At 65.6% G+C, this 26,912-nt stretch carries 23 protein-coding genes; 11 read left to right on the top strand and 12 right to left on the bottom strand.

Annotated elements, in window-relative coordinates; all coding sequences use genetic code 11:
* Positions 1–32: 32 nt before the first annotated feature.
* A complete protein-coding gene (locus tag VNM24_03130) occupies positions 33–977 on the bottom strand; it encodes a hypothetical protein (protein HWQ37592.1) in 945 nt (314 codons plus the stop codon).
* 134 nt (positions 978–1,111) lie between these two features.
* Between VNM24_03130 and VNM24_03125 the strand changes: the two genes are divergently transcribed.
* Together VNM24_03125 and VNM24_03120 are read left to right on the top strand one after the other, a co-directional pair.
* Positions 1,112–2,380: an ATP-binding protein gene (locus VNM24_03125; GenBank protein HWQ37591.1), complete on the top strand. Its 1,269-nt coding sequence runs from the start codon at positions 1,112–1,114 to the stop codon at positions 2,378–2,380.
* Entirely contained in the window at positions 2,377–2,904 is a 528-nt protein-coding gene (locus VNM24_03120; protein ID HWQ37590.1) for a response regulator transcription factor, read from the top strand. The genes VNM24_03125 and VNM24_03120 overlap by 4 nt, the downstream gene beginning before the upstream one ends.
* 3 nt (positions 2,905–2,907) lie before the next feature.
* Here the strand turns inward: VNM24_03120 and VNM24_03115 are convergent, their stop codons facing one another.
* The 3 genes from VNM24_03115 to VNM24_03105 all read right to left on the bottom strand — a co-directional run bounded on the left by VNM24_03115 (position 2,908) and on the right by VNM24_03105 (position 4,989).
* Positions 2,908–3,225, bottom strand: a complete 318-nt coding sequence (locus VNM24_03115) for an AzlD domain-containing protein (GenBank protein ID HWQ37589.1) — start codon at positions 3,223–3,225, stop codon at positions 2,908–2,910.
* Positions 3,222–3,905 carry an AzlC family ABC transporter permease gene (locus tag VNM24_03110; GenBank protein HWQ37588.1) on the bottom strand — a complete coding sequence of 228 codons (684 nt, stop codon included), beginning with the start codon at positions 3,903–3,905 and terminating at the stop codon, positions 3,222–3,224. The genes VNM24_03115 and VNM24_03110 overlap by 4 nt, the downstream gene beginning before the upstream one ends.
* Positions 3,906–4,143: 238 nt before the next feature.
* Positions 4,144–4,989 (bottom strand): SDR family oxidoreductase, encoded by an 846-nt coding sequence (locus VNM24_03105; GenBank protein HWQ37587.1) that lies wholly within the window; start codon positions 4,987–4,989, stop codon positions 4,144–4,146.
* A 128-nt stretch (positions 4,990–5,117) separates the two neighbouring features.
* On the opposite strand from VNM24_03105, the gene VNM24_03100 reads away from it, so the two are divergent.
* The 5 genes from VNM24_03100 to VNM24_03080 all read left to right on the top strand — a co-directional run bounded on the left by VNM24_03100 (position 5,118) and on the right by VNM24_03080 (position 11,500).
* Positions 5,118–6,209, top strand: coding sequence for a phosphotransferase (locus VNM24_03100; protein ID HWQ37586.1), 1,092 nt, complete (start codon positions 5,118–5,120; stop codon positions 6,207–6,209).
* On the top strand, positions 6,206–7,186 hold the full coding sequence (locus VNM24_03095; protein HWQ37585.1) for an NADPH:quinone oxidoreductase family protein: 981 nt from the start codon (positions 6,206–6,208) through the stop codon (positions 7,184–7,186). The genes VNM24_03100 and VNM24_03095 overlap by 4 nt, the downstream gene beginning before the upstream one ends.
* 9 nt (positions 7,187–7,195) lie before the next feature.
* Positions 7,196–8,365, top strand: a complete 1,170-nt coding sequence (locus tag VNM24_03090) for a thiolase family protein (protein HWQ37584.1) — start codon at positions 7,196–7,198, stop codon at positions 8,363–8,365.
* 221 nt (positions 8,366–8,586) lie between these two features.
* Positions 8,587–10,317, top strand: coding sequence for a dihydroxy-acid dehydratase (locus VNM24_03085; GenBank protein HWQ37583.1), 1,731 nt, complete (start codon positions 8,587–8,589; stop codon positions 10,315–10,317).
* Between the two features lie 55 nt (positions 10,318–10,372).
* Positions 10,373–11,500, top strand: a complete 1,128-nt coding sequence (locus VNM24_03080; GenBank protein HWQ37582.1) for an adenylate/guanylate cyclase domain-containing protein — start codon at positions 10,373–10,375, stop codon at positions 11,498–11,500.
* Positions 11,501–11,564: 64 nt separating this feature from the next.
* On the opposite strand, the gene VNM24_03075 is transcribed toward VNM24_03080, so the two are convergent.
* Complete coding sequence (locus VNM24_03075) at positions 11,565–13,070, bottom strand: diguanylate cyclase (protein HWQ37581.1); 1,506 nt, start codon at positions 13,068–13,070, stop codon at positions 11,565–11,567.
* Positions 13,071–13,565: 495 nt separating this feature from the next.
* Here VNM24_03075 and VNM24_03070 point away from each other — a divergent pair, with 495 nt between their 5' ends.
* On the top strand, positions 13,566–14,312 hold the full coding sequence (locus VNM24_03070; protein ID HWQ37580.1) for a rhomboid family intramembrane serine protease: 747 nt from the start codon (positions 13,566–13,568) through the stop codon (positions 14,310–14,312).
* Positions 14,309–15,739 carry an amidase gene (locus VNM24_03065; GenBank protein ID HWQ37579.1) on the top strand — a complete coding sequence of 477 codons (1,431 nt, stop codon included), beginning with the start codon at positions 14,309–14,311 and terminating at the stop codon, positions 15,737–15,739. Before VNM24_03070 ends, VNM24_03065 begins: the two co-directional genes overlap by 4 nt.
* A gap of 49 nt (positions 15,740–15,788) precedes the next feature.
* Here VNM24_03065 and VNM24_03060 read toward each other — a convergent pair whose 3' ends face one another.
* The 7 genes from VNM24_03060 to VNM24_03030 form a co-directional block, all read right to left on the bottom strand.
* Positions 15,789–17,255, bottom strand: a complete 1,467-nt coding sequence (locus VNM24_03060; protein HWQ37578.1) for a DegQ family serine endoprotease — start codon at positions 17,253–17,255, stop codon at positions 15,789–15,791.
* A 168-nt stretch (positions 17,256–17,423) separates the two neighbouring features.
* The gene (locus VNM24_03055) at positions 17,424–17,882 is read right to left on the bottom strand and encodes a C40 family peptidase (protein HWQ37577.1); all 459 of its coding nucleotides are present in this window, start codon (positions 17,880–17,882) and stop codon (positions 17,424–17,426) included.
* A gap of 174 nt (positions 17,883–18,056) precedes the next feature.
* Complete coding sequence (gene mscL / locus VNM24_03050) at positions 18,057–18,413, bottom strand: large-conductance mechanosensitive channel protein MscL (protein ID HWQ37576.1); 357 nt, start codon at positions 18,411–18,413, stop codon at positions 18,057–18,059.
* Between the two features lie 190 nt (positions 18,414–18,603).
* The gene (locus VNM24_03045) at positions 18,604–19,698 is read right to left on the bottom strand and encodes an MBL fold metallo-hydrolase (GenBank protein HWQ37575.1); all 1,095 of its coding nucleotides are present in this window, start codon (positions 19,696–19,698) and stop codon (positions 18,604–18,606) included.
* Entirely contained in the window at positions 19,695–21,005 is a 1,311-nt protein-coding gene (locus tag VNM24_03040) for an ArgE/DapE family deacylase (protein HWQ37574.1), read from the bottom strand. The genes VNM24_03045 and VNM24_03040 overlap by 4 nt, the downstream gene beginning before the upstream one ends.
* A 166-nt stretch (positions 21,006–21,171) precedes the next feature.
* Positions 21,172–22,845: a long-chain fatty acid--CoA ligase gene (locus tag VNM24_03035; GenBank protein ID HWQ37573.1), complete on the bottom strand. Its 1,674-nt coding sequence runs from the start codon at positions 22,843–22,845 to the stop codon at positions 21,172–21,174.
* Complete coding sequence (locus VNM24_03030; protein ID HWQ37572.1) at positions 22,842–24,518, bottom strand: long-chain fatty acid--CoA ligase; 1,677 nt, start codon at positions 24,516–24,518, stop codon at positions 22,842–22,844. Before VNM24_03030 ends, VNM24_03035 begins: the two co-directional genes overlap by 4 nt.
* Before the next feature lie 147 nt (positions 24,519–24,665).
* On the opposite strand from VNM24_03030, the gene VNM24_03025 reads away from it, so the two are divergent.
* Positions 24,666–25,424, top strand: a complete 759-nt coding sequence (locus tag VNM24_03025; GenBank protein HWQ37571.1) for an SDR family oxidoreductase — start codon at positions 24,666–24,668, stop codon at positions 25,422–25,424.
* Between the two features lie 215 nt (positions 25,425–25,639).
* Positions 25,640–26,911 carry a D-amino acid dehydrogenase gene (locus VNM24_03020; protein HWQ37570.1) on the top strand — a complete coding sequence of 424 codons (1,272 nt, stop codon included), beginning with the start codon at positions 25,640–25,642 and terminating at the stop codon, positions 26,909–26,911.
* Position 26,912 lies beyond the last annotated feature (1 nt).

The following is a 26,912-nucleotide window of genomic DNA, read 5'->3' as shown; positions in this document are numbered from 1 at the left end:
CATGGCACGCGTAGGTGCGGGATGTACCCGCGTCAGAATCTGCGGCTCAAGCCCGCGACAAGAGCCCAGTCTGCGACGAGCTGGACTCCATTCACCCGCTGATACAGGGGAAGCTGCACAAAGCTGTAGATCTGTGTCCTGCGGCCCTCGAAGCTCACGCCCGGAGAGACATGCAGATAGGCGCCACCGGTATTCTCCGGGTCTGCCTCCGAGCCCGAGTCGCGGTCCTTCCACTGAGCATAGAACTGGAGCAGAAAGGCGCGGTGGGTGGTCCAGGGAAGCGTAGCCCCCAGGATAACCACGACCCGCTTGCCAGGTTTATAGTTGTCCCGCTCGGCGAGCGCGGAGGTCCATGTTGCATCCGTGAACCAGAGTGCATCGTCTCCCAGCTGACCAGAGAAAAATCCGCCGAGAATCGCATCGACGGTACCGGAGCCCGGTTGCAGCGACCGCTCCGCTAAGTCTTCCTGCGTGTTCTTGACGTTGTGTTTGCCGGTGGGCAGCTTCAAGCCGAACTGCAAACCGAAAGCGCCGGAATCCGGCAGCTCGGGCGCGAAGCGATAGCGGCCGACGATCCTCGCATCGCCGACTTCCGTGAAGTTCCAGGCCTCGAACAGCTGTGCCCCATGGTGGTTGTGGATGTGCGAATGGCTGCGGCTCGCTATGGGCAGTTGCAAGCCGGTGCTCCAGTTGGGCCCGAAGGTATGCTCGAATCCAACGATCCAGTTGCGATTGATGGTGCGGATCTCATCGTGGTGCTGAGGGATGTCTCCGACGGAGATGTTGCGAGTGCCTGTGCGCGGTTGATTCTGGTCGATGAACTCGTAGCGCAGATCAACGCGACTGCCCGGATCGGTCCAGGCGCCCTGAATGCTCCAATCCGTGCTGAGCGAGCAGAATGCAGTGCCACAGCCGGCCGCTGCGGGGGCAGCTCTGCCGGCAAGACACGCGGCGAGAAACCACCAAATCGGTCGCATCGCGAGCTCACGGGTGGAAAAGCTTTGCGAATGCTAGGCGAAGGTGTGCCGCCGAGGGAATGCGACACTTTGTCGCACCGCGGGCGCGGCGCGTGCGCACCGTAGAATTCCAACTTTCGCTACTGGAGACCAGGATGCCGGACCGCATGCTTGCAGTGTCTGCCGAGGCCCGTCTCGGCAGGTTGTTCTGGCTGCGCAACGTAAGCATCGCCGGCCAGCTCGTGGCGGTGCTGATCGCCGCCTTTGTGCTAGACATCGAACTCCCGCTTGCTGCACTTGCAGCGATCACAGGAGCGTTTGCCGCCTTCAACGCGCTCACCGCCTGGCGGCTGCGGGATCGTCGGCCCGCGAGCGATCCGGAGGTGTTCGGGCAGCTCTCGGTCGATGTCGTGCTTCTGAGCGTGGCGTTGTACTTGACGGGCGGGGCAGCCAACCCCTTCGTGTCGCTCTATCTTCTTCCGCTCACGATCGCGGCCACAGCGCTGCCCATGCGCTACGCATGGACCATGACCATCCTGACGGTTGCTGCGTACACCGTTCTGCTCTTCTGGTACCAGCCGCTCGGTGACGATCATGCGCGGCACTCGGACGCATTCGGGCTCCACGTGCTGGGCATGTGGCTGAACTTCTTGCTGAGCGCCGCGCTGATCGCGTCCTTCGTCGCAAGCATGGCGGAGTCGCTGAGGGCAAGGGATCGCGAGGTTGCGACGGCACGAGAACGGGCGTTGCGTGATCGGCAGCTGGTGGCGCTGGGTACGTTTGCTGCCGGTGCGGCACACGAGCTGGGCACACCGCTGTCGACCATGGCGGTGATCGTCAAGGACATGGAGCGGGAACGTCCTGAAGGTTCCCGCCTCGTCGAAGACTTGCGCGCCTTGCGCGAACAGGTGGAAGCCTGCAAACGGATCGTGACCAGCCTGGTCGGTCGCGCAGGAAGCGCTCGGGCCGAGAGCGTCCGGCTGATCGCTTTGCGCGAACTGATCGCTGAGGCGGAAAACCGATGGAGCATCCTTCGCCCCGCGTCTCGTCTGACTGTGCGTATCGCAGGAGATGGTGAGGCGCCGGCCGTCATGGTGGAGGAGACGACCGTCCAGGCGCTGGTAAGCCTGCTGAACAACGCTGCCGACGCCTCGGCGGAGCCTATTGAGGTGGTGTGCGACTGGTCAGCGCGCGAAGTGACGATCGAGATCCGAGACGAAGGGCCTGGGATGTCGGACGAAGCCAGACGGATGGCCGGTGTGGTGCCCTATACGGAAAAGCCAGGACGGGGACTTGGGCTCGGGCTGCTGCTTGCGAAGGCCGCTGTCGAACGACTGGGTGGCCGCGTTGACCTCGGGAACCGTGCGCAAGGCGGTGCCACCACGCGCGTAACGCTGCCGACCACGGCCAGAGGTGCGGCATGAGCTGCACCGTTCTGCTCGTGGAGGACGACGACACATTCGGCGCGGTCCTCGGCCGGTCTCTCGTTCGGCGGGGGTACAACGTGTCATTGGCGACATCGGCCAAGCAGGCGCTGGAGCTCGCCATGCGTGTGCGGCCCACCTATGCAATCGTCGATCTCAAACTCCCCGGCGATTCAGGGCTGGTAGTGGTGTCGCGGCTGAAAGCCGCGTTGCCGCGCACGCGCACGATCGTGCTGACCGGATACGCCAGCATCGCCACCGCGGTCGAAGCGATCAAACTGGGCGCCGTGCACTACCTCGCCAAGCCGGCGGATGCGGATCAGATCCTCGAGGCGCTGTGCCGCGAAGCGGGCGATGCGCATGTGCCGCTTGCCGATCCACCCTCTCTCGCGCGCCTGGAATGGGAGCATATTCAGCGCGTACTGGCCGAACATGGCGGGAACATCTCCGCCACCGCGCGCGCGCTGAAGATGCACCGCAGAACGCTGCAGCGAAAACTCGCCAAGAAACCAATCAGGATGTGAGCTTCAGGCAAGCGACAGAAGCAGCCACAGACTCACCATCCCCGCAGCGATCGTGGGAAGGATCCGTCTGAATTTCCACGCCACGAAGATCGCAATGCAGCCCGCGATCAGGCGCGGGTTGTCGGGCGCGGCGTCCAGCGTGCCGTTACGCATCAGCAGCTCGGGAAAGACGATCGCGCTCAACACCGCGGGTGGTACGAAACGCAGCGCCTGCATGGCAAGCGGCGGAATCTCGCGGCCGGCGAGCAGCGAAATGAACGACAGCCGGCTCAGGAAGGTCAGCGCCCCACCTGCGAGCAGCGCCATCCATAGCTCGGTCATCCGCGCCTCGCGACCAAAAGGCCGGCCGTAATACCCGCCAAAGCCGCAGCGATCAACCCCAGCTTGTAGGGCAAGGCCCAAGCGAGCAGCGCCACTATCCCGCCGACCAGTGCCGCCGCGAGATCGGCTCTTGTCCTGAGCCCGGGCGCCACGATGGCGATAAACGTGAGCGGAAGGGCAAAATCGAGCGACCAGCCGGCGGGAATCTCGGTGCCGAGAACGATTCCGGCCGCGGTCGCGACCTGCCACGTGGTCCAGAGCGCAAGCCCTGCACCGAGAAAATACCAGTGGTTGTTAGACTGATCGGCCTGCTCTCGGTAGCGATTGATCGCGACGGCGTACGCCTCGTCGGTCAGCAGGTACGACAGCAGCCACTTCCAGCTGCGCGGCAGCGCCCTGGTGTGGGGCGCGAGGGAGGCGCTGTACAGGGCGTGGCGCAGGTTGACGATGAACACGCTCAGCACGATCACAACGCCCGACGCCCCGGCGCTCGTGAGCTGCACCGCGATGAGTTGCGCCGAGCCGGCGAACACGACCAGAGACATGAATTGCGCCGCAGCCGGTGCAATGCCGGCCTCCACGGCCAGCACGCCGTAGATGACTCCGAACGGGGCGGCGCCTACGAGCAAGGGGACAACGTCGCGCAATCCCGCCAGAAAGGCGATTCTTGAAGAAGGCATTTGGAGCTGTCGGTCGGTTGACAAATGATTAGGAAATGATAATCATTCTTAATTAAGATGCCTGTCGGGTGCCGAGGCGCCGGCCCGGCGCTCGCGCGACGACGATGCTCGAAAAAGTTCTGAAACTGACACTGCCGCTGGCCTTGATGATCGCCTTGTGGGCGGTGCTCACACTGCCTTGGGCAATCGCGTAGGGCTTCCGGAAGACTACCTGACCGCGGGCGCCGACGATCAGTCGTCAGCGCTTTAGCGTATCGGTCGGCGCGCGTTCCATCAGGATGTCCTGCATGCGGGTTTCGATCGCGCCTTTGATTCTCTGGTGCGGCAGGATGTAGAAGCGCTCGGCCCGGATGGCCTCAAGCACCATGTCGGCCACCTGCTCGGCAGAGATCCGTCCCGACTGCACCGCGTGACGCAGTTGTTGCTCGAGGGCCTGTTCTTCCTCGGACCTGGTGCGGCCGTCGCGCAGGTCGGGCGGACGGTTGCGCTCGGAATCCGAGATACGGGTCGGCACGTAGGCCGGGCACAGGACCGAGCAGCGCACCCTGTCGGAGCGCCTGGTCAAGTCGTGATACAGGGTCTCGGTGAGTGCGACCACCGCGTGCTTGGTCAGGCAGTACATGCCCATTCCGGGCAGGGAGAGCAATCCCGCGACCGAAGCGGTATTGACGATATGGCCCTCGTCGCCCTGTCGGAGCAGGATCGGCGTGAAGACACGGATTCCGTGAATCACGCCCCAGACGTTCACCCCCAAGGCCCACTCCCAGTCCTTGACCGAGTGTTCCCAAACCAGCCCGAGCGGTGCCACGCCCGCGTTGTTGCAAACGACGTGCACCCCATTGTGGGCGCGCAGCGCAGCCTGCGCCAGCGCCTCGACGTCCCGGGCCTTGGAGACGTCGCAGAGAACGCCGGTCGCCGACAAGCCGAGATCGCGAAACTCCCGTTCCGTGGCCTCGAGGGCCGGGCCCTCGATGTCGGCGAGAACGACCTTCATGCCCTCGCGCGCGAAGCGAAGAGCCATGGCGCGCCCGATGCCGCTGGCTCCTCCGGTAACCACCGCGACGCGATCCTTGAACTGTCTCATCCCTACCCTTCCTGCCGGAGGCAATTTAACCACAGGGGCACAAGGGCACAGTGGTTTGCGCCCGGGCCCGGCGGCGCGCGGAGCGAAGGCGGGCCTATGCTATTCTCGACGGCGCCAAGGAGGAGGGCATGCACGAGCAGTTCATCGGCACGATGCCGGTCCAGGAGCGACATCGCTTTGACGTCGCCAGCCTCGAGCGCTACCTGAGCGCCCGCATCGAAGGTTTCTCCGGTCCTCTGCAGGTCGAGCAATTCAAGGGCGGGCAGTCCAATCCCACTTTTCTGCTCAAGGCCGGTGGCCGGCGTTACGTATTGCGTCGCAAGCCGCCTGGCAAGCTGTTGCCCTCGGCGCATGCGGTGGAACGGGAGTATCGCGTGATCACGGCGCTGCACGGCACCGAAGTCCCGGTGGCCCGTACTTACTGCCTGTGCGAGGACCCATCGGTAATCGGCACGACGTTCTACGTCATGGATTACGTCGAAGGCCGCGTCCTGTGGGACCAGACCTTGCCGGGGATGAGCAAGGCGCAGCGCCGGGCAATGTTCGACGAACTCAATCGGGTCATCGCGGCCCTGCACTGCGTGGACTACGTCACGCTCGGACTTGCCGACTACGGCAAGCCCGGCAACTACATCGAGCGGCAGATCCATCGCTGGATCAAGCAATACCGCGCTTCCGAAACCGAGCGCATCGAAGCGATGGAGAATCTGATCGAGTGGCTGCCCAGGAACATCCCGCCGGAAGACGAGACCACGATCGTGCACGGCGACTACCGCATGGACAACGTGATCTTCCATCCCATCGAGCCGCGCATTCTGGCCGTGCTCGACTGGGAACTCTCGACGCTGGGGCATCCGCTGGCGGATTTCGCCTATCACTGCATGTACTGGCGCCTGACCTCCGCCGAGTTCCGCGGCATCGGCGGCGTCGATCTGAAGGCGCTCGGCATTCCCAGCGAAGAGGAGTACGTGCGCATGTACTGCGAGCGCACCGGGCGCTCCAGCATCGCGCACTGGGACTTCTTCATGGCCTACAACATGTTCCGGCTGGCGGCCATCCTTCAGGGCATCATGGGCAGAGTCAAGGACGGTACCGCCGCAAGCGCTTATGCCTATGAGCAGGGCAAGCGTGCTCGCCCGATGGCCGAGGCCGGTTGGCGCCAGGTCGAGAAAATCCTGAGGAACGACCCTGGTGAGACCCTCGGGAGCGTGAGCCGGTGAGAGCAGTCCTGTGCAAGGAGCTGGGGCCGCCGGAGAAGCTCAGGGTCGAGGACGTGCCATCGCCCAGGCCCGCCAGGGGTCAGGTGGTTCTGTCGGTGAAGGCCTGCGGCGTCAACTTCCCTGACACGCTGATCATCCAGGGCAAATACCAGTTCAAGCCGGAGCCGCCTTTCTCGCCCGGTGGAGAGGTCGCCGGCGTGGTCAAGGAGGTCGCGCCGGACGTCGTTTCGCCGAAACCGGGCGATCGGGTGATCGCGTTCACGACGTGGGGCGGGTTTGCCGAGGAACTGGCGGTCGACGCCGAGCGCACGATCGCCATGCCTGCCTCGATGGATTTCGTCTCGGCGGCGGGCTTCGTCCTGACCTACGGGACGTCCTACCATGCGTTGAAGGACCGCGCGCAACTGGCACCGGGCGAGACGCTGCTCGTGCTTGGAGCCTCAGGCGGCGTCGGCATCGCCGCGATTCAACTCGGTAAAGTCATGGGTGCGAGAGTCATCGCCGCCGCCTCATCGGATTCGAAGCTTCAGGTCTGCAAGACCAACGGTGCCGACGAACTCATCAACTACGGAACCGAGGATCTGCGCGGCCGAATCAAGATGCTGACCGCCGGCAAGGGCGTCGATGTGGTGTTCGATCCGGTGGGTGGCTCCTACTCGGAGCCCGCGCTGCGCGATATGGCATGGAACGGCCGCTTTCTGGTGGTGGGTTTCGCCGCGGGCGAGATTCCGAAAATTCCGTTGAACCTGGCCCTGCTGAAAGGATGCTCGATCGTAGGCGTGTTCTGGGGCGCGTTCACCCGCAACGAGCCGGAGCGTAACCGGCGCAACAACGAAGCGCTGATGAGGCTCTACGTCGAGGGGCGGGTCAGGCCGCACGTGCACGCGACGTATCCGCTCGAACGCGCTGCCGAGGCGCTGAACGAGGTCATGTACAAGCGCGTCAGCGGCAAGGTGGTGCTGGTGACGAATACTTGAGCCACGCTCATGGGCGAACCTGTCGTCATCGAAGCGGTTAGAACGCCGTTCGGCAGGCGCGGCGGCGCGCTGCGCGAGCAGCGACCGGACAGCCTGCTCGCTCACGCCATCGATGGATTGCTGGCTCGCAGCCGGATCGATCCGGGAAAGATCGAGGACGTGATCGCCGGGACCGTGACGCTGGCCGGAGAGCAGGGCGCCAATCCTGCGCGCCTGGCGGTACTGTTGTCCGCGCTGCCGGTGGAAGTGCCCGGCGTGTCGCTAAACCGCATGTGCGGTTCCTCGCAGCAGGCGGTTCACTTCGCCGCCCAGGCGGTCGCAGCCGGAGACATGAAATACGTCATCGGCTGCGGGGTGGAGAGCATGACCCGCGTGCCGATGTTTCTGGACATCTCGCTGGGAGCCGCAAACCAGGGGTTCGAGCGCCTCAATCCCGAGCTGTTCAAGCGGCACGATCTGATCCATCAGGGAGAAAGCGCCGAACGCATCGCCCGGAAATGGGGGCTTACGCGCGAGGCGCTGGACGATTTCGCGAAGGAGAGCCATCGCCGCGCTGCTCGGGCTCAGGCATCGAGGCTTAACGTGGAAATCCTTCCCACGCCTGCCGTTTCGCCCGAAGGACGGACGATGTTGCTCGAGCGGGACGAAGGCGTGCGGGCCATTATCGACGAGGAGAAGATGCGCTCGCTCAAACCCGCTTTCCGTGCGCAGGGCGGCGTAGTGACGGCGGCGAATTCGAGCCAGATCTCCGACGGCGCATCGGCGGTCCTGATCGGCGAGCGGTCGGCGGCGCTGGCCGACGGCTTGAGGCCAAGAGCGCGATTCCGCGCGCGCGTGGCGATCGGTGACGATCCCACGATGCAGTTGACGGGCGTGATCCCCGCCACGCGCCTGGCGTTGAAGCGGGCGGGGCTGACCGTCTCGGATCTCGACTGGATCGAGATCAACGAGGCCTTCGCCTCGGTTGTGCTCGCGTGGGCAAGAGAGGTCGAGCCGGACATGGCCAAGGTCAATCCGTGGGGCGGTGCCATCGCCCACGGACATCCGCTGGGTGCAACAGGAGCAGGCCTGATGGCGAAGATGCTTGCCGGCCTGGAGGCGACCGGAGGCAGCCTCGGGTTGCAGGTCATGTGCATCGGGCACGGTCAGGCGACCGCGACCGTCCTCGAGCGTCTTTGAGCCTGTGCGCATCGCCGGATCTCGATCGACGCCCTCGGCGACGACTCCCGATCAGCGCAGCGCATCACCGGATCTCCGAAGCGTTGTTCTTCGGCCTGACCGTCCTTCAGACCGGTTGGCGGCGCCGGATCGGGAGTGAGACTGGCCGGCAAGCGCCGGGGGCTTGCGAGGTGCACCGGCATATTTGCTTTCGAACTCGCGCTCGGGGACGATGCTCGACCATGACCAAGAACCGCAGCGATCAGCCGCGAGGCATCCGTCGCAATCTCACCCACTACGGCGACCCGGATTTCGCCGCCTATCTGCGTCGTTCGTTCGCCAGATCGATGGGTTATTCCAGGGACACGCTGGATCGGCCGATCGTGGGCATCTGCAGCTCGCCCAGCGGCTTCAACAACTGCCATCGCTTGATGCCGGAACTGGTCGAGGCGGTGAAGCGGGGAGTGCTGAAAAGCGGGGGGCTTCCTGTCGATTTTCCGACGATTTCTCTGGGCGAGGTCTTCCTTTCGCCCACCAGCCTGATGTTCCGCAATCTCATGTCGATGGACGTGGAGGAAATGCTGCGCGCCCAGCCCATGGACGCGGCGGTCCTGATCGGTGGCTGCGACAAGACCGTTCCCGCGCAGTTGATGGGCGCGGTTTCGGCCGCGGTGCCGGCCGTTCAGTTGGTCACCGGTCCAATGATGGCACTGTCTTATCGAGGCGAACGCCTAGGTGCGTGTACCGACTGTCGGCGTTTCTGGGCGAAGTACCGCGCCGGCGAGATCGACGATGAAGAGATCGAGCAGATCGAAGGCAATCTCGCCACCACCGCGGGCACCTGCGCCGTGATGGGCACCGCGAGCACCATGGCCTGTCTGGCGGAAGCACTCGGGATGATGCTGCCGCAAACGGCCGCAATCCCTGCGGTCCACGCCGACCGGCTGCGCGCGGCAGAAGCGACCGGGGAACTCGCGATGCGCATGGCGCTGGCGCGCGGACCGATTCCCTTGGAGATCGTCACGCCCGCGGCGGTGCGCAACGCGTTGACCGTGCTGCTGGCGATCGGAGGCTCCACCAACGCCATTATCCATCTCGCGGCGATCGCGGGCCGCGCCGGGATCGACGTGCCGCTCGCCACGCTGAACGCGATTTCGGAGCGCACGCCGGTGCTGGTGGACCTGAAGCCGACCGGAAGCCACTACATGCAGGACTTGTTCGCCGCCGGCGGGATGCAGGCGGTGCTCTACGAGTTGCGCGATCTGCTCGACCTCGGCTGCAAGACGGTGACCGGCGAGACACTCGGGCAACGGCTGGCGAATCCGCCGGCGTTCGTCGATCGCAGCGTGATCCGCCCGCTCGAGGATCCTTATCAGGCGAGCGGCGGCCTGGTTGCGCTGTTCGGCACTCTGGCGCCACAAGGCGCGATCCTGAAACGCGCGGCCGCCGATCCAAGGCTGTTCGAGCGCGAGGGGCGCGCGGTGGTTTTCGAATCGCTGGAGGACCTGGCGGCGCGGATCGACGCCCCGGATCTCGATGTCACCGCGGATGACTTCCTGGTGCTGAAAAACGCCGGCCCGACGAGCCCGTCGGGCATGCCCGAAGCCGGATACCTGCCGATCCCCAGAAAACTGGCGCGGGCCGGGGTCAAGGACATGGTTCGCATCTCGGACGCCAGGATGAGCGGCACTGCGTTCGGCACGGTGGTGCTGCACGTCGCACCGGACGCCGCTTCTGGCGGGAACCTTGCTTTGGTGCGCACCGGAGATCGCATCCGGCTCTCGGTCAGGGAGCGCCGGCTCGACCTGCTGGTCGCCGAGGAGGAACTCGGCCGCCGACGCAGTGCCTGGCGGCCGCCGCCGACTCCCTCGCGAGGCTACGCAAAGCTGTATCGCGACCACGTGCTGCAGGCACATTTCGGTTGCGATTTCGATTTTCTGCGGGGGGCGAAGGCACCCGCGCGGCAGGAGTGAAGAAACGGCGGGGATGCCGTAGTTCAGGAAGTCCATCCTGACGGGGGAGCGCAGCGTGCTGGCACGGGAGCGACCGTTTCGGGTCGTGGTCGTCGGGCGCGGGGGGGCGAATCATGCTCTGGTCAGCCGCCATCTCGACGGCTCCGGCATCGTGGTCGAAGGCGCGGAGTCGTGCGAGGACGTCTTGCGCCTGGTGCAGGCAGGGCAGCCACCGGATCTGATCGTGGCCGACGTCGACGGCCCCGACCTAACCGGTCTTGATCTGTGCCGGCTCCTGAAAAACGATCCCGAGACCGTCTCGCTGCCGTTTCTCGTGCTGGCCGACTCCTCGCAGCACAGGCTCGAAGGTTTCGCGGTCGGGGTGGACGAATTCATGACCCGGGACGTCGGTCGCGAGGAGTTCCTGGTGCGCGTCAGCGCGCTGCTGCGCGTCGGAGCCACGCGGCGCACGCTGGCGGCGGCGCGCCTGGACGCGGAAATCCGGCGCGGGGAAGAAATCCGCGAGGCGTTCCGCCGCTATGTTTCGCCTGCGCTGGTCGACCGGATACTGGCCGACGAGGCGCTGCGCCAGACGGCGCTGGCCGATCGCAACACGCGGGTTCGCGCCACGGTGCTCTTCGCGGACATGCGCGGTTTTACCCGCATCTCCGAGCAGCTCTCGCCGGCGGAGGTGGTGCCTCTGCTCAACGAATACTTCTCGCTGCTTACCCGGATCACCTTCGAGCACCAGGGCACGGTGTTCAATATGGCCGGCGACTGTCTCTTGGCCGGGTTCGGCGTTCCGATCGAACAACCGGACGCGTCGGTGCGCGCGGTTCGAGCCGCGGGCGACATGCTGTCGCGCTTTCGCGAGCTGGCAGAGCAGTGGAAGCGCGGGCTCGGCATCGAGGTCGGTCTTGGCATCGGAATCAACGAAGGCGAAGTCATCGCGGGCAACGTCGGCTCCCCGCAGTTCATGAGCTACACCATCATCGGCGACACGGTGAACGTGGCATCGCGCCTGGGCCAGCGGGCGCGCGCCGGCGAGATGCTGTTTTCCGAGGCGGTGAAGCGCTCTCTGGAGGCAGCGAAATTCGAGCTGGCTCCCCTGGCGCTGCCTCCGCTCGTGTTGCGCGGCCGCAGTCAGCCCGTGCACATCTACTGCATCCCGGTCGGCGAACGACTGGACATCCGTCCGGCTTAGCCGTGCCGTCCGGGTACGTGCGGCCGACGATGCGTGTCCGCGCGCAGCGCGCCGCGCGCCGCAGTTAGTTGCCGTAGAAACGGAAAGTGTGGCGACCGGCCTGTTTGGCCTGATACATCGCTTGATCGGCGAGCCGGATCAGAGCGCTCGCTTCCCGGGCGTGCTCGGGATAGACGCTGATGCCCAGGCTCGGGGTGATCTGCAGCTTGTGGCCGGAGACGATGTAATCGGCCGACAGCACCGACAGCAGCTTGCGCGCGATGTTGCGTGCATCTTCGGTCTGGCGCAGCTCCGGCAGAATCACCAGGAACTCGTCGCCGCCGAGCCGCGAAACGGTATCGACTTCGCGCACTCCGTTGCGCAGCCGCTCCGCCACCTGCTGCAGCAGCAGGTCTCCGACATGGTGGCCGAGCGTATCGTTGATCTGCTTGAAGTAGTCCAGATCGACGAAGATCACCCCGGTATGCGTCTGGTTGCGCGCCGACATGGCGATCGCCTGTTCCAGACGGTCCATCAGAAGCACGCGGTTCGGCAGATTGGTGAGCGAATCGAAGTGTGCCATGTGGCGGATCTGGTCTTCCGCCGCGCGCCGTGCGGTGATGTCCACGAAGGCGGCCACCGCACCGTACACATTTCCCTGGGCATCACGCAGTGGTGTGGCGTTGCCGATCAGGTGCTTGATCGTGCCATCGTCGAAGACGATGTCCTCCTCGAAGTCACGCACCTCGATCCCCCGCGAAGCGGCCATCTGCACCGGCAGCTCGTGGGGCGCGAGCGCGCGTCCATTGCGGTATACCGCGAAGTGCTTCGGTCGCTCGGCGTCGGGCGCACTCAAGGAGACGTTGCTGCCCTGGGGCAGCCGCAGCAGGTCATAGGCAGCACGGTTGCCGGTGATTACCTTGCACTCGGGATCGTGAGCGATCCAGACCGCGGCCGGCACCGAGTCGAGCACGGCCTTCAGTTCGGCCGCGCGCTGGCGCTGCTTGCGCTCGCTCTCCATGAGCGCGCGCTCGATGCGCTTGCGCTCGGTCACGTCGTGGGCGACGATCACCACGCGCACCACCTCGCCGTTCTCGCGGATCGGCGAAATGCTCATCGCCAGATCGATCAATCGTCCGCTCTTGTGCTGGCGTACCGCCTCGTACTGCGTGACCGAATCGCCGGCCACCACCTGCTTCCAGATCTTGGCCTCCTCGTGTTTCAGGAAATCCGGAAACAGGCAAAGGTGGCTCTGCCCGATGACCTCCTCCGCGCCATAGCCGAAGATCTGCTCGGCGCCCTTGTTCCAGGTGAGCACGATGCCGTCGACGGTTTCGCTGATGATTGCGGCGTCGGCCGATTCGACGATCGCGGCGATCAACTGGGGATGGGAAGCGATGGCGCCGGCCACCGGCAGGCGCCTGGCACTCTCCCGGGCAAATGCGGACTCGAGCTTGGATGGCCCGGTGTCGATCAACTCGAGCTGAAGCCGCGCTCTCCTCTCCATGAGCGCGGCCTGAACAGCGCGCACGATCTCCACCAGCTCCGGACTGAGATCCGGATACTCCCGTGCGGAATCTTGTTGCTGCACCGCCGCCTCCCTAGTCACAGCGGGTGTTTGGACTTCGGATCTCGTTGGCTGCGTATCTTGTTGTTCTTCGTTGTAGCTTGAAATTGAGCCATGTTTCGGCGCGCACCGCAACCGCCAGATGCGCGCCTCTGCAGATGTCTGATCGCCGAACTGCAAGACAGCGCGGCGCGTTCCACTGGACCCTCAGGTTGCGACTCGACTTTAAAACCATGAGCTAACCAGCTGAGTCCTCGCGTCTTGTATCCAGGATACCTTGGGCAGGCATCGCACACGGCTGCCAGCTCGGGGTCTCGAGCCGTGCAACACGCCCGGGCACAAGCCCGAAAGCGCCACCGATGCCGGGCCTTGCCCTACCGACAGCGGTCCCCGATCACGCCAAGGCCTGCGCGCCCCTGTAGCGGTGTTCACGCTATTCTTCGCATTACCCGGACCCCAATCCTTACGACCTGGTTGCTGTTGATCCGCGCGCCCGGGCGCTGGTTCGCTTCTCGACGCATGTTCATCCCGATCGGAGATCACCCCAACCCCCGCGGCATCGGACCGGTGACGATTCTGCTCATCATGGCGAACGTCGCGGTGTTCGTGATGGTGAGCGTGCCATTGTCCGCGGTCGCGCCTGCGCCGGGCGATCCTCGGCTGCCTTTGTATCTGCAGGCAATCGCGGAGAATTTGCCGCCGGGAACCTCGCTGCAGAGCGTGCTCCGTCAGCTCAGCGCCTACGATCTCGTGACCTTCGAGTACGGCTACCGCCCGGCCGCCCCGAGCGTGGTCGCGCTCTTTACCGCCATGTTCCTGCACGGCGGGCTCATGCATCTGCTGGGCAATATGCTCTTTCTGTGGATCTACGGTGATAACGTCGAGCATCGCTTGGGTTCTTTCTGGTTCCTGTTCTGGTATCTGGCGACGGGCGTGGCGGCGACGCTCTCGCACGCGTGGTTCGCGGCGGACTCGCCGTTGCCGATGGTGGGCGCCTCGGGCGCGATTTCCGGGGTCCTGGGCTTTTACTTCGTGTGGTTCCCGCGCAACTACGTGCGCTTCCTGGTACTGATTCCGTTCTTCGCCCATGTGGTGCTGGTGCCCGCGTGGGTGGCGCTGGGCTTGTATCTGCTGGTCGATAACCTGTTGCCCTTCGTCGTTGCCCCGTCGGCCACTGGAGTTGCCTACGGCGCGCATATCGGCGGTTTTGTCGCCGGCGCGATCGCCGCGCTGGTCATGGCTCGCCGCGGCGCCGGACGGCCATGAACGGATTTTCCACTGTCGCGGAGCTGGCGGCGGCGCTGCGGCAACGGCGGGTCAAGGCACGGGAACTTTTGGAGCGCGTGATTGCGCGGATCGCCACCGACAACGCGAGGCTCAACGCGGTGGTCACGTTCGATTACGAGGGTGCGCGCGGCAGTGCCGATCGGGCCGACGCCGCGCGTGCCCGCGGCGAGGCGTTGCCGCCGCTGTCCGGGGTGCCGGTGACAATCAAGGACTCGCTGGAAACGGCCGGCATGCGCACCACGTGCGGCGCTGCGCAGTGGAGCCGGTACGTGCCCGAGCGCAACGCCGCCGCTGTGCAGATGCTGATTGGCGCCGGCTGCATCGTGCTTGGCAAAAGCAACACACCGATCTATACGGGAGACCTGCAGACCTACAACACGCTGTTCGGCGTGACCCGCAATCCGTGGGACCGCACGCGCAGCTGCGGCGGCTCTTCGGGCGGTTCCGCAGTGTCGGTGGCCTGCGGGTTTTCGGCCTTCGAGCTGGGCAGCGACATCGGCGGCTCGATCCGCATTCCGGCGCACTGCTGCGGCGTGTACGGTCACAAGCCGACCTACGGGCTCATCCCTTTCCAGGGACACATTCCACCGCCGCCGGGCAACGTCGCAGCGCCCGACTTGGCGGTCGTCGGTCCGATCGCGCGCCATGCGGACGATCTGGAAACGGTTCTGCTGGCAGCGGCGCGACCGGCGGCAGCCCTGAAGGAAGCTTGCGTGCGCCGACTGCAGAACTATCGCGCCGCGGTGTGGATCGACGACGGCGATTTTCCGATCGACGGCGCGGTCAAGGAACTGCTCGAGAACTGCCTGGACGCCTTGGGCAGGGCGGGCGTGAGCATCCGCCGCGCCCGACCCGTGCCGCGGTTGGGCGCACTGTTCGACGACTACCTGCGTTTGCTCTGGCCGGTCACGACGGCCCATCTGTCGCAAAAGGCGATGGCCCGCGTGATCGAGACGGGCGCGGCAAGCCCGCCCGAGAGCTGGCATGCGAAGCTCGCGCGCTACGCCAACGCCGCGCACCGGGACTGGCTCGCGGTGCACGAGCGGCGCGAGCAGTTGCGTGCCCGGCTGCGCGATTTCTTCCGAGAGTTCGACGTGCTGCTGATGCCGACGAGCCCCGTGGCAGCCATCCCCCATGACCACAGCGAAGACCTGATGGCCAGAACCATCCGGATCAACGGCGAGGCGCGCTGGTACTGGGAACAGCTTGCGTGGATCGCTCTGGCCACCATGGCTTATCTGCCGGCGACCGTCGCGCCGGTCGGATTGACCCGCAATGGCCTCCCGGTCGGTCTGCAGATCGTCGGGCCGGAGTTTGGCGACCGCGTCACGATCCACTTTGCGCGCTGCATGGCGGCTGCCGTCGGGGGTTTCGTCCCGCCGCCCGGTTACGAGGACCGCGCATGAACGAAGGGCGAGTGATCGCCGGATCGCACGCCCTTCTCGGGGAAGCCCTTCAGCCGATCTGCACCGGCACGTAAGTGCGCGATTGGTTGCGCTGGATGAGCAGCGCGATGCTCTTGCCCGACGGCTTGGCCGTGAGCTTGCGCAGCTCCTCGACCGACTTCACGGGGGTGTTGCCGACCGCCAGAATCACGTCGCCGGGGCGTATGCCGGCCTTGGCCGCCGCCCCTCGCACCTCCTCGACCATGAGTCCGCCTTCGGACTGCAGCCGTGAGCGCTCTTCCGGCGTGAGCTCGCGCACGGCCAGGCCCAGCTTGCCGGTGGCCGCGTCCGTGGCGTCGTCGTCGGCGCGCGCCACCGCGGCCTCTTCCAGCTTGCCGACCGTGACCGTCACGTCGCGGCGGGCGCGGTCGCGCCAGATCTGCAGCTCGATCGTCGTGCCCGGGCGGGTGGCGGCGATGCGCGCCGGCAGCTCGGAGAGATGCGAGATCTCCTTGCCGTTGATGCCGAGGATCACGTCGCCTTCCCTCAATCCGGCCCTGGCAGCCGGGCTGCCGGGCTCCACACGGCTCACCAGCGCGCCCTGAGGCTTGGGCAGGCCGAATGAGTTGGCCAGGGCCTGATCGACTGCCTGGATGTTCACGCCGATCCGTCCGCGGGTTACCGATCCGTACTTGACCAGCTGGTCCTTCACATCCATCGCCACGTCGATCGGGATGGCGAAGGACAGACCCATGTAACCCCCGGTGCGGCTGAAGATCTGCGAGTTGATGCCGACTACCTCGCCTTTCATGTTGAACAGGGGGCCGCCCGAGTTGCCGGGGTTGACCGCGACATCGGTCTGGATGAACGGCACGTAGTTCTCCTGCGGCAGCGAGCGCGCCTTCGCGCTGACGATGCCCGCGGTCACGCTGTTTTCGAAGCCGAAAGGCGAACCGATCGCGATCACCCACTCGCCCACCTTCAGTTGCTCGGGATCTCCGATCCTGACCGCCGGCAAGTCCTTGGCATCGATCCTGAGCACCGCGATGTCGGTGCGGCGGTCCACGCCGACCACCTTGGCGGGAAACTCGCGCCGATCAGTCAGTTTGACCGTGATCTCGGTGGCATCGGCCACTACGTGGGCATTGGTCAGAATCAGGCCATCGGCGCTGACGATGAAACCGGAGCCCTGGCCGCGCTGCAGCGGTGCATCGCCCGGCGGCGGCACGGGCACGCCGAAACGGCGGAAGAACTCGAAGAATGGATCGTCTTCGGGAAGTCCCCGGAAGGGTGAGGGGATCGCCACCGGCGTGCTGCGCGTGGCCGAGACGTTGACGACCGCCGGCCCGTACTTCTCGACCAGGGCTGTGAAGTCCGGCAGGCCCTGCACCTGCGCGACCGGAGTGCTCGGGGCCACACTCTGGTTGGCGGCGCCCGCCTGGCGGTCTCCGGGCAGGGCGAGAACATAAATCCCGCCGAGCACTGCCGGTAGCAGCAGCGCGGCGAGGAGCTTCTTCAGATTCTGTCCGACTGACATCGTATTCCTCCACGAAAAGGACGCAGGCGAACCTTCCGGCCCGCGGTTGCCGATTCCGGCTACGACATCACAGACAGAGATTGCGGCGCGCGGTTCACGACAGCCGCCGAGACGATGCCGGCTGCTCGAAACCCGTGCAAACGCGCGGGATGCGCTGCGGTTGACGCGTCAGATGCGGCGCGCTTCGTTGAAGTGCCGCCGCCAGTAGGGAGAATCGATGCGATCGACGCGAACGCGCCCGCCGGTCGAGGGGGCGTGGACAAAGCGGCCGTCGCCAAGATAGATGCCGACGTGGGCGGCTTTCTTGCCCTCCTGGTCGAAGAAGACGAGGTCGCCCTTGGCCACGGCTTCGCGGTCGAGCCGCTCGCCCAGGCGGCGTAGCCCCGGCGTATCGCGTGGCGTGCGCACCCCGGCACGCGCGAAGCTGTAGTGCACCAGCCCGCTGCAGTCGAAGCCGGCGGGCGTGAAACCGCCGTAGCGATAGGGCCGACCAACCATCTCGAGCGCGTAGTCAGCGGCGCGCACCGCGGGAGCGGAGCTGCCGCGCGGGGGCGCACCTGCGCAGGCGGCGAGCGTCAGGACGATGGCCGCCGGAAGGGCAAAACGCAGTGCGGTGTTCGCGATCACGAGAACCTCGATCGCACGTCGAGCCCGCAAGCCCCATGCCGGGCGGATGGTGCACCCAGGACGCGGCTGTCCAGCGCCGCGCTGACATTCAATGTCAGTCGGCCGACGCTGGACGCTGCCCAACCGGACCTGTCGCTGCCACGCGACGCCCCCTCGCAGCCCGCGCGCCCGAGTTCAGGCCGTTTTGGAGGCGCCCATTGCCCGAAGCCTGTTCATCGCTTTCACCGCGATGAAGATAGCGCAGGCCACGATCAGAAAATCGACCAGAGTGGAGATGAACGCGCCGTACTTCAGCAGCGGCGCGCCGGCCTTTTCCGCCGCCTCCAGCGATTCGTAGCGGGCAGTCCCGAGATTGACGTACAGATGTTTGAAATCGACACCGCCCAGCAGCAGCCCGATAGGCGGCAGGATGATGTCCTTGACCAGGGAATCGACCACTTTTCCGAAAGCGGCGCCGATGATGATGCCCACCGCCATGTCGATCATGTTGCCCTTGACTGCGAACTCCTTGAACTCCTGCAGCATGCCCATCTTTCACCTCCTTCAGGTGTGGTCTGCAAAAAAGAACTGCGAGCTCGAAGCGATAGCGTGAAAAAAGCAAGACGTCAGAAAAGGCCTCGGGTTTTGAGGCAGGCTCGTCTTTCGTCCTGATGCTGCACGCGCTGCGCACGTCTGCATCGAACTCTTCTGATTGGGTTCTCGGCCCGGATGCTTCCGGCCGCTATCGCCGATCGAACGACTGAACCTCGGAGAATCCCAGTGCGCGTTTGATTTGCGCATTGGGCGCCGGCTGCGTGCCGAGCGCGGACAGACGCCACTTGTCCATGTACTGGCCGGGCTTGAGCAACCGCACGCCTTGTTGCCCGAGATAGGTTTCGAGCGCCGTATCGTTGAACGCCCACGGCAGCCCAGCCTCGAACGGTTCCCACAACCCATCCCAGTGAATCGGAATGTAGGCGCGCGGCCGGATGATCGGAACGACGCTCTCCGCGATCGGCCTGCCGCCGGTACCGATCCACAGATCCACGCGCGCGAGCCCGGACTGCTCGATCGCCTTTTGCAGGTTGTCGAGCGGCGCGCCGTAATTCACGCCGTCGACGACGATCGGCATGTGCAGATCGATCGGGCTGGCGGAGTTCTGCACGAACAGACTGTAGCGGCCCCGTGGCCCGTCGAACACGAAGAGCAGCGCACGATTGCCCCCGCCGTTCGGGAAGTCTTCCGCCACACCCGGGCGCAGTCCACCTGTGCCGGGATCGGGCCGCGGCACGCCATCGAGTTCCACCGGATCGTGCTGTTCCCAGTTCACGGCCGGATCCCCGCTGTGGTTCCAGCGGATTACGTGCATCGTCACGCCATCGGCGAGCCTGAACGTTTCTCCGCCCTCCACCGGAGTGCAGCGCTCGGCGGGAATGTTCTCGGCCCTCACCTGGAAGCACGTCGTGCGTGAGCCGATCACCGGTGCGCCGGAGAGCCGCGACCATGTGGCGGTGTCGAACGAGTGGTCCCAGTGACTGTGGCCGGTCAGCAGGAGATTGACCGCCCGGGGACCGCCCAGTGCATCGAGCACGCGCGACACCGCCGCGACATCGGGCTTGAACGGCCGCGTCGTGTAGGCGTAACCGCCGCCGCCGCCGCGAAACGCTGATTGCGGCAGCCGCGTGATGTAGCCGTCGAATACCGCCTTGACCGGACCGGCTTCGATGTACAGGTTGGCAATCGACATCCACGTGATATCGACATGTGCCGGACCCGCAGGCCAGGCCACGCAGCAGAACAGAGACAGCACCAGTCCCGCCAGGCCGGGACGCTTCACGGCTGCTTCCTTTGCCTTTCGACGCCGCACCAGCGGGCGATGAACAAAGCCAGCACCGCCGCCACCCGTTGCATGCTCTGGATCGAGACCCACTCGTCGATGCCGTGAATGCTGCCGGCCTGCGGACCGTAGCAGGTGGCCGGCGTGTCGCCGTAGAGGTTGAATACGCGCACGTCGGTCGTGGCGGCGGAGGAAAACCACTCCGGCCGGCATCCAGCCACGCGCTCATGGCTGTCAGCGAGCAGGCTCACCAGCGGCTGGTCCACGTCGATTACGCAACCCTCGGACTGGAAACCGGCGTAGCGCACTGCGTAACGCGTGCCCTTCAGGCGTGGATCGTGTTCCGCAGCCGCCGCCAGCGTGGCTTCCAGCGCAGCGCGTGCCTGAGCGGCGGTGGTGCCGGGGTAGAAGCCGCAGCGCAGATCCATGCGGCAGCGCGTCGGCACCGAAGAGGCCCATTCCCCGCCTTCGATGCGGCCGAGGTTGAACTTGATGGGCGCATCGAGGTGGGCAAATGCAGGATGGCGCGCGGCGGGTTTGTTCCATTCATCGGCCAGGGCCTTCAACGCCTGCCACAAGGCATAGGCCGCCTCGATCGCGTTGATGCCCTGGCCGGCGCTGGCCACGTGCGCCGGCTTGCCGAAAACCTCGACTTGAAGCCAGATCACGCCGCCCTGCGCGCGCAGGATCGTCTCGTCGAACGGCTCCGGAATCACGGCGCCCCGGGCTCGATAGCCGCGGTGCAGGCAGGCAAGCGCGCCGTTGCCGGTGCATTCCTCCTCCACCACCGACTGCAGGAACAGCGTCGCCGCGGGTTGCAGCCCCAGCTTGCGCAGTGCCTGGAAGGCCGTGACATAAGCCGCGATCCCCGCCTTCATGTCGCCGCTGCCGCGCCCGTACAGACGCCCGTGCCTGACCACCGGCTCGAACGGAGGTGACGTCCACAGGGACTCGGCGCCAACCGGCACGACGTCGATATGGCCGTTGAGTATGAGCGAGCGCCCGCGCTCGACTGCCGGCCGATGAATGCCGACCACGTTGTCATGCCGCGGCCAGCGCCCGAGTGCCGGGGCGTAGCCGGGAAGGTTCTTGAGTTGGTCGTCATCCACCGCGAAGCGGTCGACCGTCAGGCCCATGCCGCGAAACAGCCCCTCCATGAAATCCTGCGCAGCGCCTTCCTCGCCCAAAAGGCTCGGGAATCGAACGAGCGAGGCGGCGAGCAACAGCAGTTCCTCGCGGCTCGCTTCGACCGCGGCCAGCAGATCCTTCTCCAGCGCCGGATCGGCCACATCCAGTGGTGCGTTCATGATTTGCTCGTGTCCATTCGGTAAGTCATCGACAGCGCCGATCGCCCGGGTGACCGGAATACGCGCGCAAGCATGTACACGAATGCACGATTCGTCGGCCCGTCGATTGGCCGGTTTCCCGGCGATTCCTGGTGCCTTCGGGTTTTCGGCGCCAGTGGAGGGGTCATCAGGAAGACCCGACCCTGGACCACTCCGCTTCCTGCAGTGCGCGCCACTGTATCTTTCCGGTCCCGGAACGCGGGAGCGCGTCGACGAATTCCACCAGCCGCGGTACTTTGTAGGCCGCCATGTGTCCACGCGCCCACGCGATCAGCGCTTCCGCGGTGAGCTTTCCTCTGGCCTCGTCCCTGAGCACCACCACCGCCTTGACCGTCTCGCCGCGGCGCGCATCGGGCGCCGAAATGACGGCCACTTCCTTGATGTCGGGGTGTTTGTACAAAGCGGCCTCGACCTCCGCCGGCCAGACCTTGTAGCCCGAGGCGTTGATCATGCGCTTGAGGCGATCCGCAATATAGTAGAAGCCATCCTTGTCGTAGCGTCCCAGATCGCCGGTACGCAGGAAACGCAGGCCGTCGATCTCGATGAACGTCTGCGCGTCGGCGTCCGGGCGATTCCAGTAGCCCTTCATGACCTGCGGACCGTGAACGACGATCTCGCCGAGGACGTTCGGCCCGAGCGTGCGCAGGGTGTCCGGATCGATGACGCGCGCGATCGTGTCGAAAGTCGGAATGCCCAGGCATTGCTTGCGCAGGTCCGTGATCGGATTGATGTGGGTCTGCGAGATCGTCTCGGTCATTCCATAGGCTTCCATGTAGCGGATTGCGCAGCGCTCGTAGAGCTGCTGGGCGACGGCTTCCGGCATCGAGCTGCCACCTCCGAAGATCACCTGCAGCGACGACAAGTCGCGTTGCTCCGTGGCCGGATGCGCCAGCAGGTCCACCACCATGGTGGGCACGTTGGCCCAGTGCGTGCAACCGTAGCGCTCGATTAGCAGCGCGGCCGCCTCCGGGCTCCAGCGCGGGAGGATGACGATCGTTGCGCCGGCGTAGATCGGAGCATTGACGCTGTGCTGCAGTCCCGTGACGTGGAACATCGGCGCGGTGGCGAGCGCCACCGAGTCCTGGGACATCATTTCCCAGAGCGCCGCGCCGACGGTCGTGGCCATGATCGTGGAATGCGTGTGCATGCAGCCCTTGGGTTTTCCGGTCGTGCCCGAGGTGTAGAGGATGGCGGCGAGGTCGGCGCTCGATGCCTCGGACGCCAGGGGGCTGTAATCCGCAGCCAGGGCATCGCTCCACGATACGACCCCCGGATCGGTGAGCAGCCTGCGCTCGGCGCGCAGGAACTCCGGCGGCTGCGGGTCGGCAGCATCCGCCAGATAGTCCGAATAGCTCGCCACGATCGCGTGCTTGAGTTGCCGGCCGAGCAGCGGCTGCATCCGGTCATAGAGTTCCTGTCCGAACAGCGCAGTGACCGCGCCGCTGTCGTCGAAGTAGTGTACGAGTTCATCGGTGACGTTCATCGGGCTGACCGGCACCACGACCGCGTCGGCGCGCAGGATGGCGTACCAGGCGATGACGAACTGCGGGCTGTTCTGCATGTCGATCAGCACGCGATCGCCCTTGCGCACGCCGCACCGATGCTGCAGGAAGCCGGCCATCAGCTCCACTTCGCGCAGGAGCCTGGAATAGGGCAGGCGGGTGCCGTAGAACACGATTGCGTCCTTGGCAGGGTAGCGTCGGGCCGCCACTTCGAGGTTGTAGAAAAGCGAAGTGGCGGGAATCGAAAGGTGGCGCGAGAGATTCTTCGGCCAGAACTTGAAGTGACGCGCCTGGCTCATACGGGCGCGTCCTGAGCGCGCCGGTTCTCCGCGTCCTGCAGCACGCGCCACTGGATCTTGCCGGTCGCCGATTTGGGGAGGCTCGCGACGAACTCGACCAGGCGCGGCACTTTGTAGGCCGCCATTTTCTCCCGCGACCAGGCGATGATATCTTCCGGACGCACCTTGCCGCGGCTCGATTCCTTGAGCACGACCACCGCCTTGACCGTCTCCCCCCGGTGCGAGTCGTGCACGCCGATGACGCAGGCTTCCTGGATGTCGGGATGACCGTAGAGCACGGCTTCCACCTCTGCCGGCCAGACCTTGTAGCCCGAAGCGTTGATCATGCGCTTCAACCGGTCGACGATGAAGAAATACCCTTCCTCGTCGTAGTAACCGAGATCACCGGTGCGAAAGAAGCGCTGGCCTTCGAGTTCGATGAAGGCCGCTTCGGTCGCGGCCGGATTCTTCCAGTAGCCGAGGAAGATCTGCGGACCGCGTGAGACGATCTCCCCGACCTGGTTCGGCCCCAGCTCCCGCAGAGCGTCCGGATCGATCACGCGCGAATCGGTGGCGCAGATCGGGATTCCCAGGCACTGCTTCTTCGGGCGCCCGGGCGGGTTGATGTGCGTGGGGGCGATCGTCTCCGATAAACCGTAGCCTTCGATGTAGGAAAGTCCGGTGAGCGCCTCCAGGCGCGAGGCGACCGCCTCCGGCATCGCAGCGCCGCCGCCGCCGATGTGCTTCAGGCTGGACAGGTCGTAGCGGGAGAGGTCGGGGTTTGCCAGGAAATCGATCGCCATGGTCGAGATGTTGGTCCAGCCGTCCACCTTGTAGCGCTGGATCAGCTCAGCCGCGGTATCGCGGTCCCAGCGCGTCATCACCACGACGGTGGCGCCGCAGTACAGCGGCTGATTCATGCTGCATTGCATGCCCGTGACGTGGAACATCGGCAGTGTAGCCAGCACCACCGATTGCGGTCCCATGTCGACCCACGCCGCGCCGGCGACGATGGTGCTCATTACGGTGCGATGCGTGTGCACGCAGCCCTTCGGCCTTCCCGTGGTACCGGAGGTGTAGGGCATGACGCACAGGTCGTCCGGGCCGGCCTCGTGCGGACCGGGGTCGGCAGACAGGGCAAGCGCTTCGCTCCACAGCGTGACGCGCTCCTCCCGGATCATCTGCCGCGGCGCCGCCACCGCGTCCGGGACCTTGAGGCCGCTCGGGGCGTCCAGGTATTCCGAATAGGCCGCCAGAACCGCATGGTCCAGGCCCCGACCGAGCAGCGGCTGCAACTGCGGGTAGAGTTCCTGTCCGGCGATCGCCACGCGCGCATCGCTGTCAGCGAGGTAATGGCACAGCTCGTCGGTCAGGTTCATCGGGTTGATCGGTACCACCATCGCGTCGGCGCGCAGGATCGCGTAGAACGCGACGATGAACTGAGGGCTGTTCTGCATGAACAGCAGCACGCGGTCGCCCCTGCGCACTGCGCAGCGCTGCCGCAGGAATCCCGCCAGCGCCTCGGTTTCGCGCTTCAGGCGCTCGTAGCTGAGCGTCGAGCCGTAGAAGACGACGGCGGTTTTCTCGGGGAAGCGCGCAGCGGCCGCCTCGAGGTTTCGATAAACGCTTACGGGCGGCAACGAAACCTCCCGCGCCACGTTCTTCGGCCAGAACGCGAAGTGGCGTGTCTGCATGTCTCCTCCTGGGGGCGTCGCAGCGCCGCTCGAATGTGCCGTCCGGCCGCCGGGCGGACCGCTTTGCGCGGATTCTAGCCGAGGCGTCCGGATATTTGACGGCTTGTATACTCGCGGCTTTCCAACACCGAGCAGGCGAGGACGGCGATGGACGGAAGATTTCTGGAGGGCAAGACCGCCGTGGTCACTGGCGCAAGCCGCGGGCTGGGCCGGGCGATCGCGCTGGCCCTCGGTGGGGCCGGTGCCCGGCTGGCGCTGGTCGGGCGCGACCGGGCCAAGCTGACGGAGACCCAAGCGCTGGCCAAGGCGCTCGGTGCGCCGAGCGAAATCTATCAGGTCGACGTGAGGAACGAAACCGAGGTCAACAGGCTCTCCGCCCAGGTGCACAACCACTTCGGCAACGCCCATATCCTGGTCAACAACGCCGGTACCGCGGTGCGCAAGAACGTGGCGGACTTTTCTATGGAAGAGTGGCGCACCGTCATCGACACCAATCTGACCGGTGCCTTCCTGATGTCGCGCGCGTTCATTGGGCACATGAGGGCGCATCGATGGGGCCGGATCATCAACCTCACTTCGATCATGGCCCATGTCGGCAGTCCTGGCCGAGGCGCCTATTGCGCGTCCAAATCCGCCCTGCTGGCGCTCACGCGCTGCATGGCGCTCGAACTGGTGGCCGACGGCATCAACGTGGTGGCCATCAGCCCCGGTTTCTACGCCACCGATCTGACCGCGCCGCTGCGGGCCGATGCGCAGAAGAACGCGGCGCTGATGGCGGCAACCCCGATGGCGCGCTGGGGCGACCCGAAGGAGATCGGCCAGCTCGCGCTGTTCATCTGCTCGGAGGCTGCCGCCTTCATGACCGGCAACGACGTGCTCATGGACGGAGGTTGGTGCGCCCAATGAGAATAGGATCGATCACCGCGACGGACACGAAGGACACCGAGAAAGCCAGGACGAAATCGTTCAAGAGTAGATCTCGGTACTTGAGCCAGAAATGGAGTCGCGATCGAGCAGAGGCTTTCTTCGCCGATGAGCCGCAACCTCGTCTTTTCTCGCCGTCTTGTGTCTGTACTGATCTTCCTGTTGCCTTTGGTGCTTCGCACTGAATTCTTGCCTCGATGAAAGTGCTGATCCTTGGCGCGGGGGTGGTGGGGGTGACCAGCGCCTGGTACCTGGCCAAGGCCGGCCACGAAGTGACCGTGATCGAGCGCCAGCCCGCGCCGGGTATGGAGACGAGCTTTGCCAACGGCGGCCAGATCTCGGTGTCGCACGCCGAGCCATGGGCCAATCCCGGCGCGCCGGCCAAGATCCTGAAGTGGCTAGGGCGCGAAGACGCGCCGCTGCTGTTCAGGCTGCGCGCGGACTGGCGCCAGTGGTCCTGGGGGTTGCGCTTCCTGTTCGAATGCCTGCCTTCGCGCACCCGGCGCAACACGCTGACCATTCTGCGCCTTGCTCTGTACAGCCGGATGCAGTTGCAGGCGCTGCGGCGCGAGACCGGAATCGTCTACGACCAGCTGCAGAAAGGCATCCTCCACTTGCACACCGACGAGGCGGAGTTTGCGGCGGCTCGCTCGCGTGTTGCGCTGATGCAAAGTCACGGGGTCGCGCTGTCGGTAAAGACCGCGGGCGAGGTTCTCGCGCTGGAGCCGGCGTTGCGCGAGTCCACAGTCAAGGTCGTCGGCGGTACCTATGCGCCGGAGGACGAGTCGGGCGACGCCCATTTGTTCGCGCAACGGCTGGCTGTGCTGGCGCAGGGCAAAGGTGCGACGCTGCGCCACAACGCGCAGATTCTCGGTCTTCACGTCGAGGGCGATCGCATCGGTGCGGTGGAAGTGCGCGAGGGCGGGCGGAGCGAACGGCTGCGCGCCGATGCTTATCTGGTCGCTCTGGGCAGCTATAGTCCGCTGCTCACCGCCCGGATCGGCGTGCATTTGCCGGTGTACCCCGTGAAGGGTTACTCGGTGACCGTGCCGATCGGCCCGAACGACGCAGCCCCCAGCCTGTGCCTGACCGACGAGAACGCGAAGATCGCGATTTCCAGACTCGGTCATCGGTTGCGGGCGGCGGGCACGGCCGAGCTGACCGGTTACGACACGTCGATCACCGCCGCACGCTGCGAGGCGATCGTCGAGCGTTTGCGGCTGCTGTTTCCGCGCGGCGGCGACTACGCCTGCGCTGCCCGTTGGGCCGGATTGCGGCCGGCCACGCCCGGAAACGTGCCGCTGATCGGGCGCACCCGCTTCGCCAACCTGTACCTGAACACGGGACACGGCACGCTGGGCTGGACGCTGGCCTGCGGGTCGGGTGCCGCGATCGCCGACCTGATCTCCGGGCGCCGACCCGAGGTCGATTTTCCCTTCTGCCGGACCGCACGAAACCCAGTCGCTTGAA

This window comes from Burkholderiales bacterium (assembly GCA_035560005.1).
Lineage (GTDB): Bacteria > Pseudomonadota > Gammaproteobacteria > Burkholderiales > Eutrophovitaceae > DASRFY01.
This window is presented reverse-complemented; position numbering and strand designations above follow the sequence as displayed.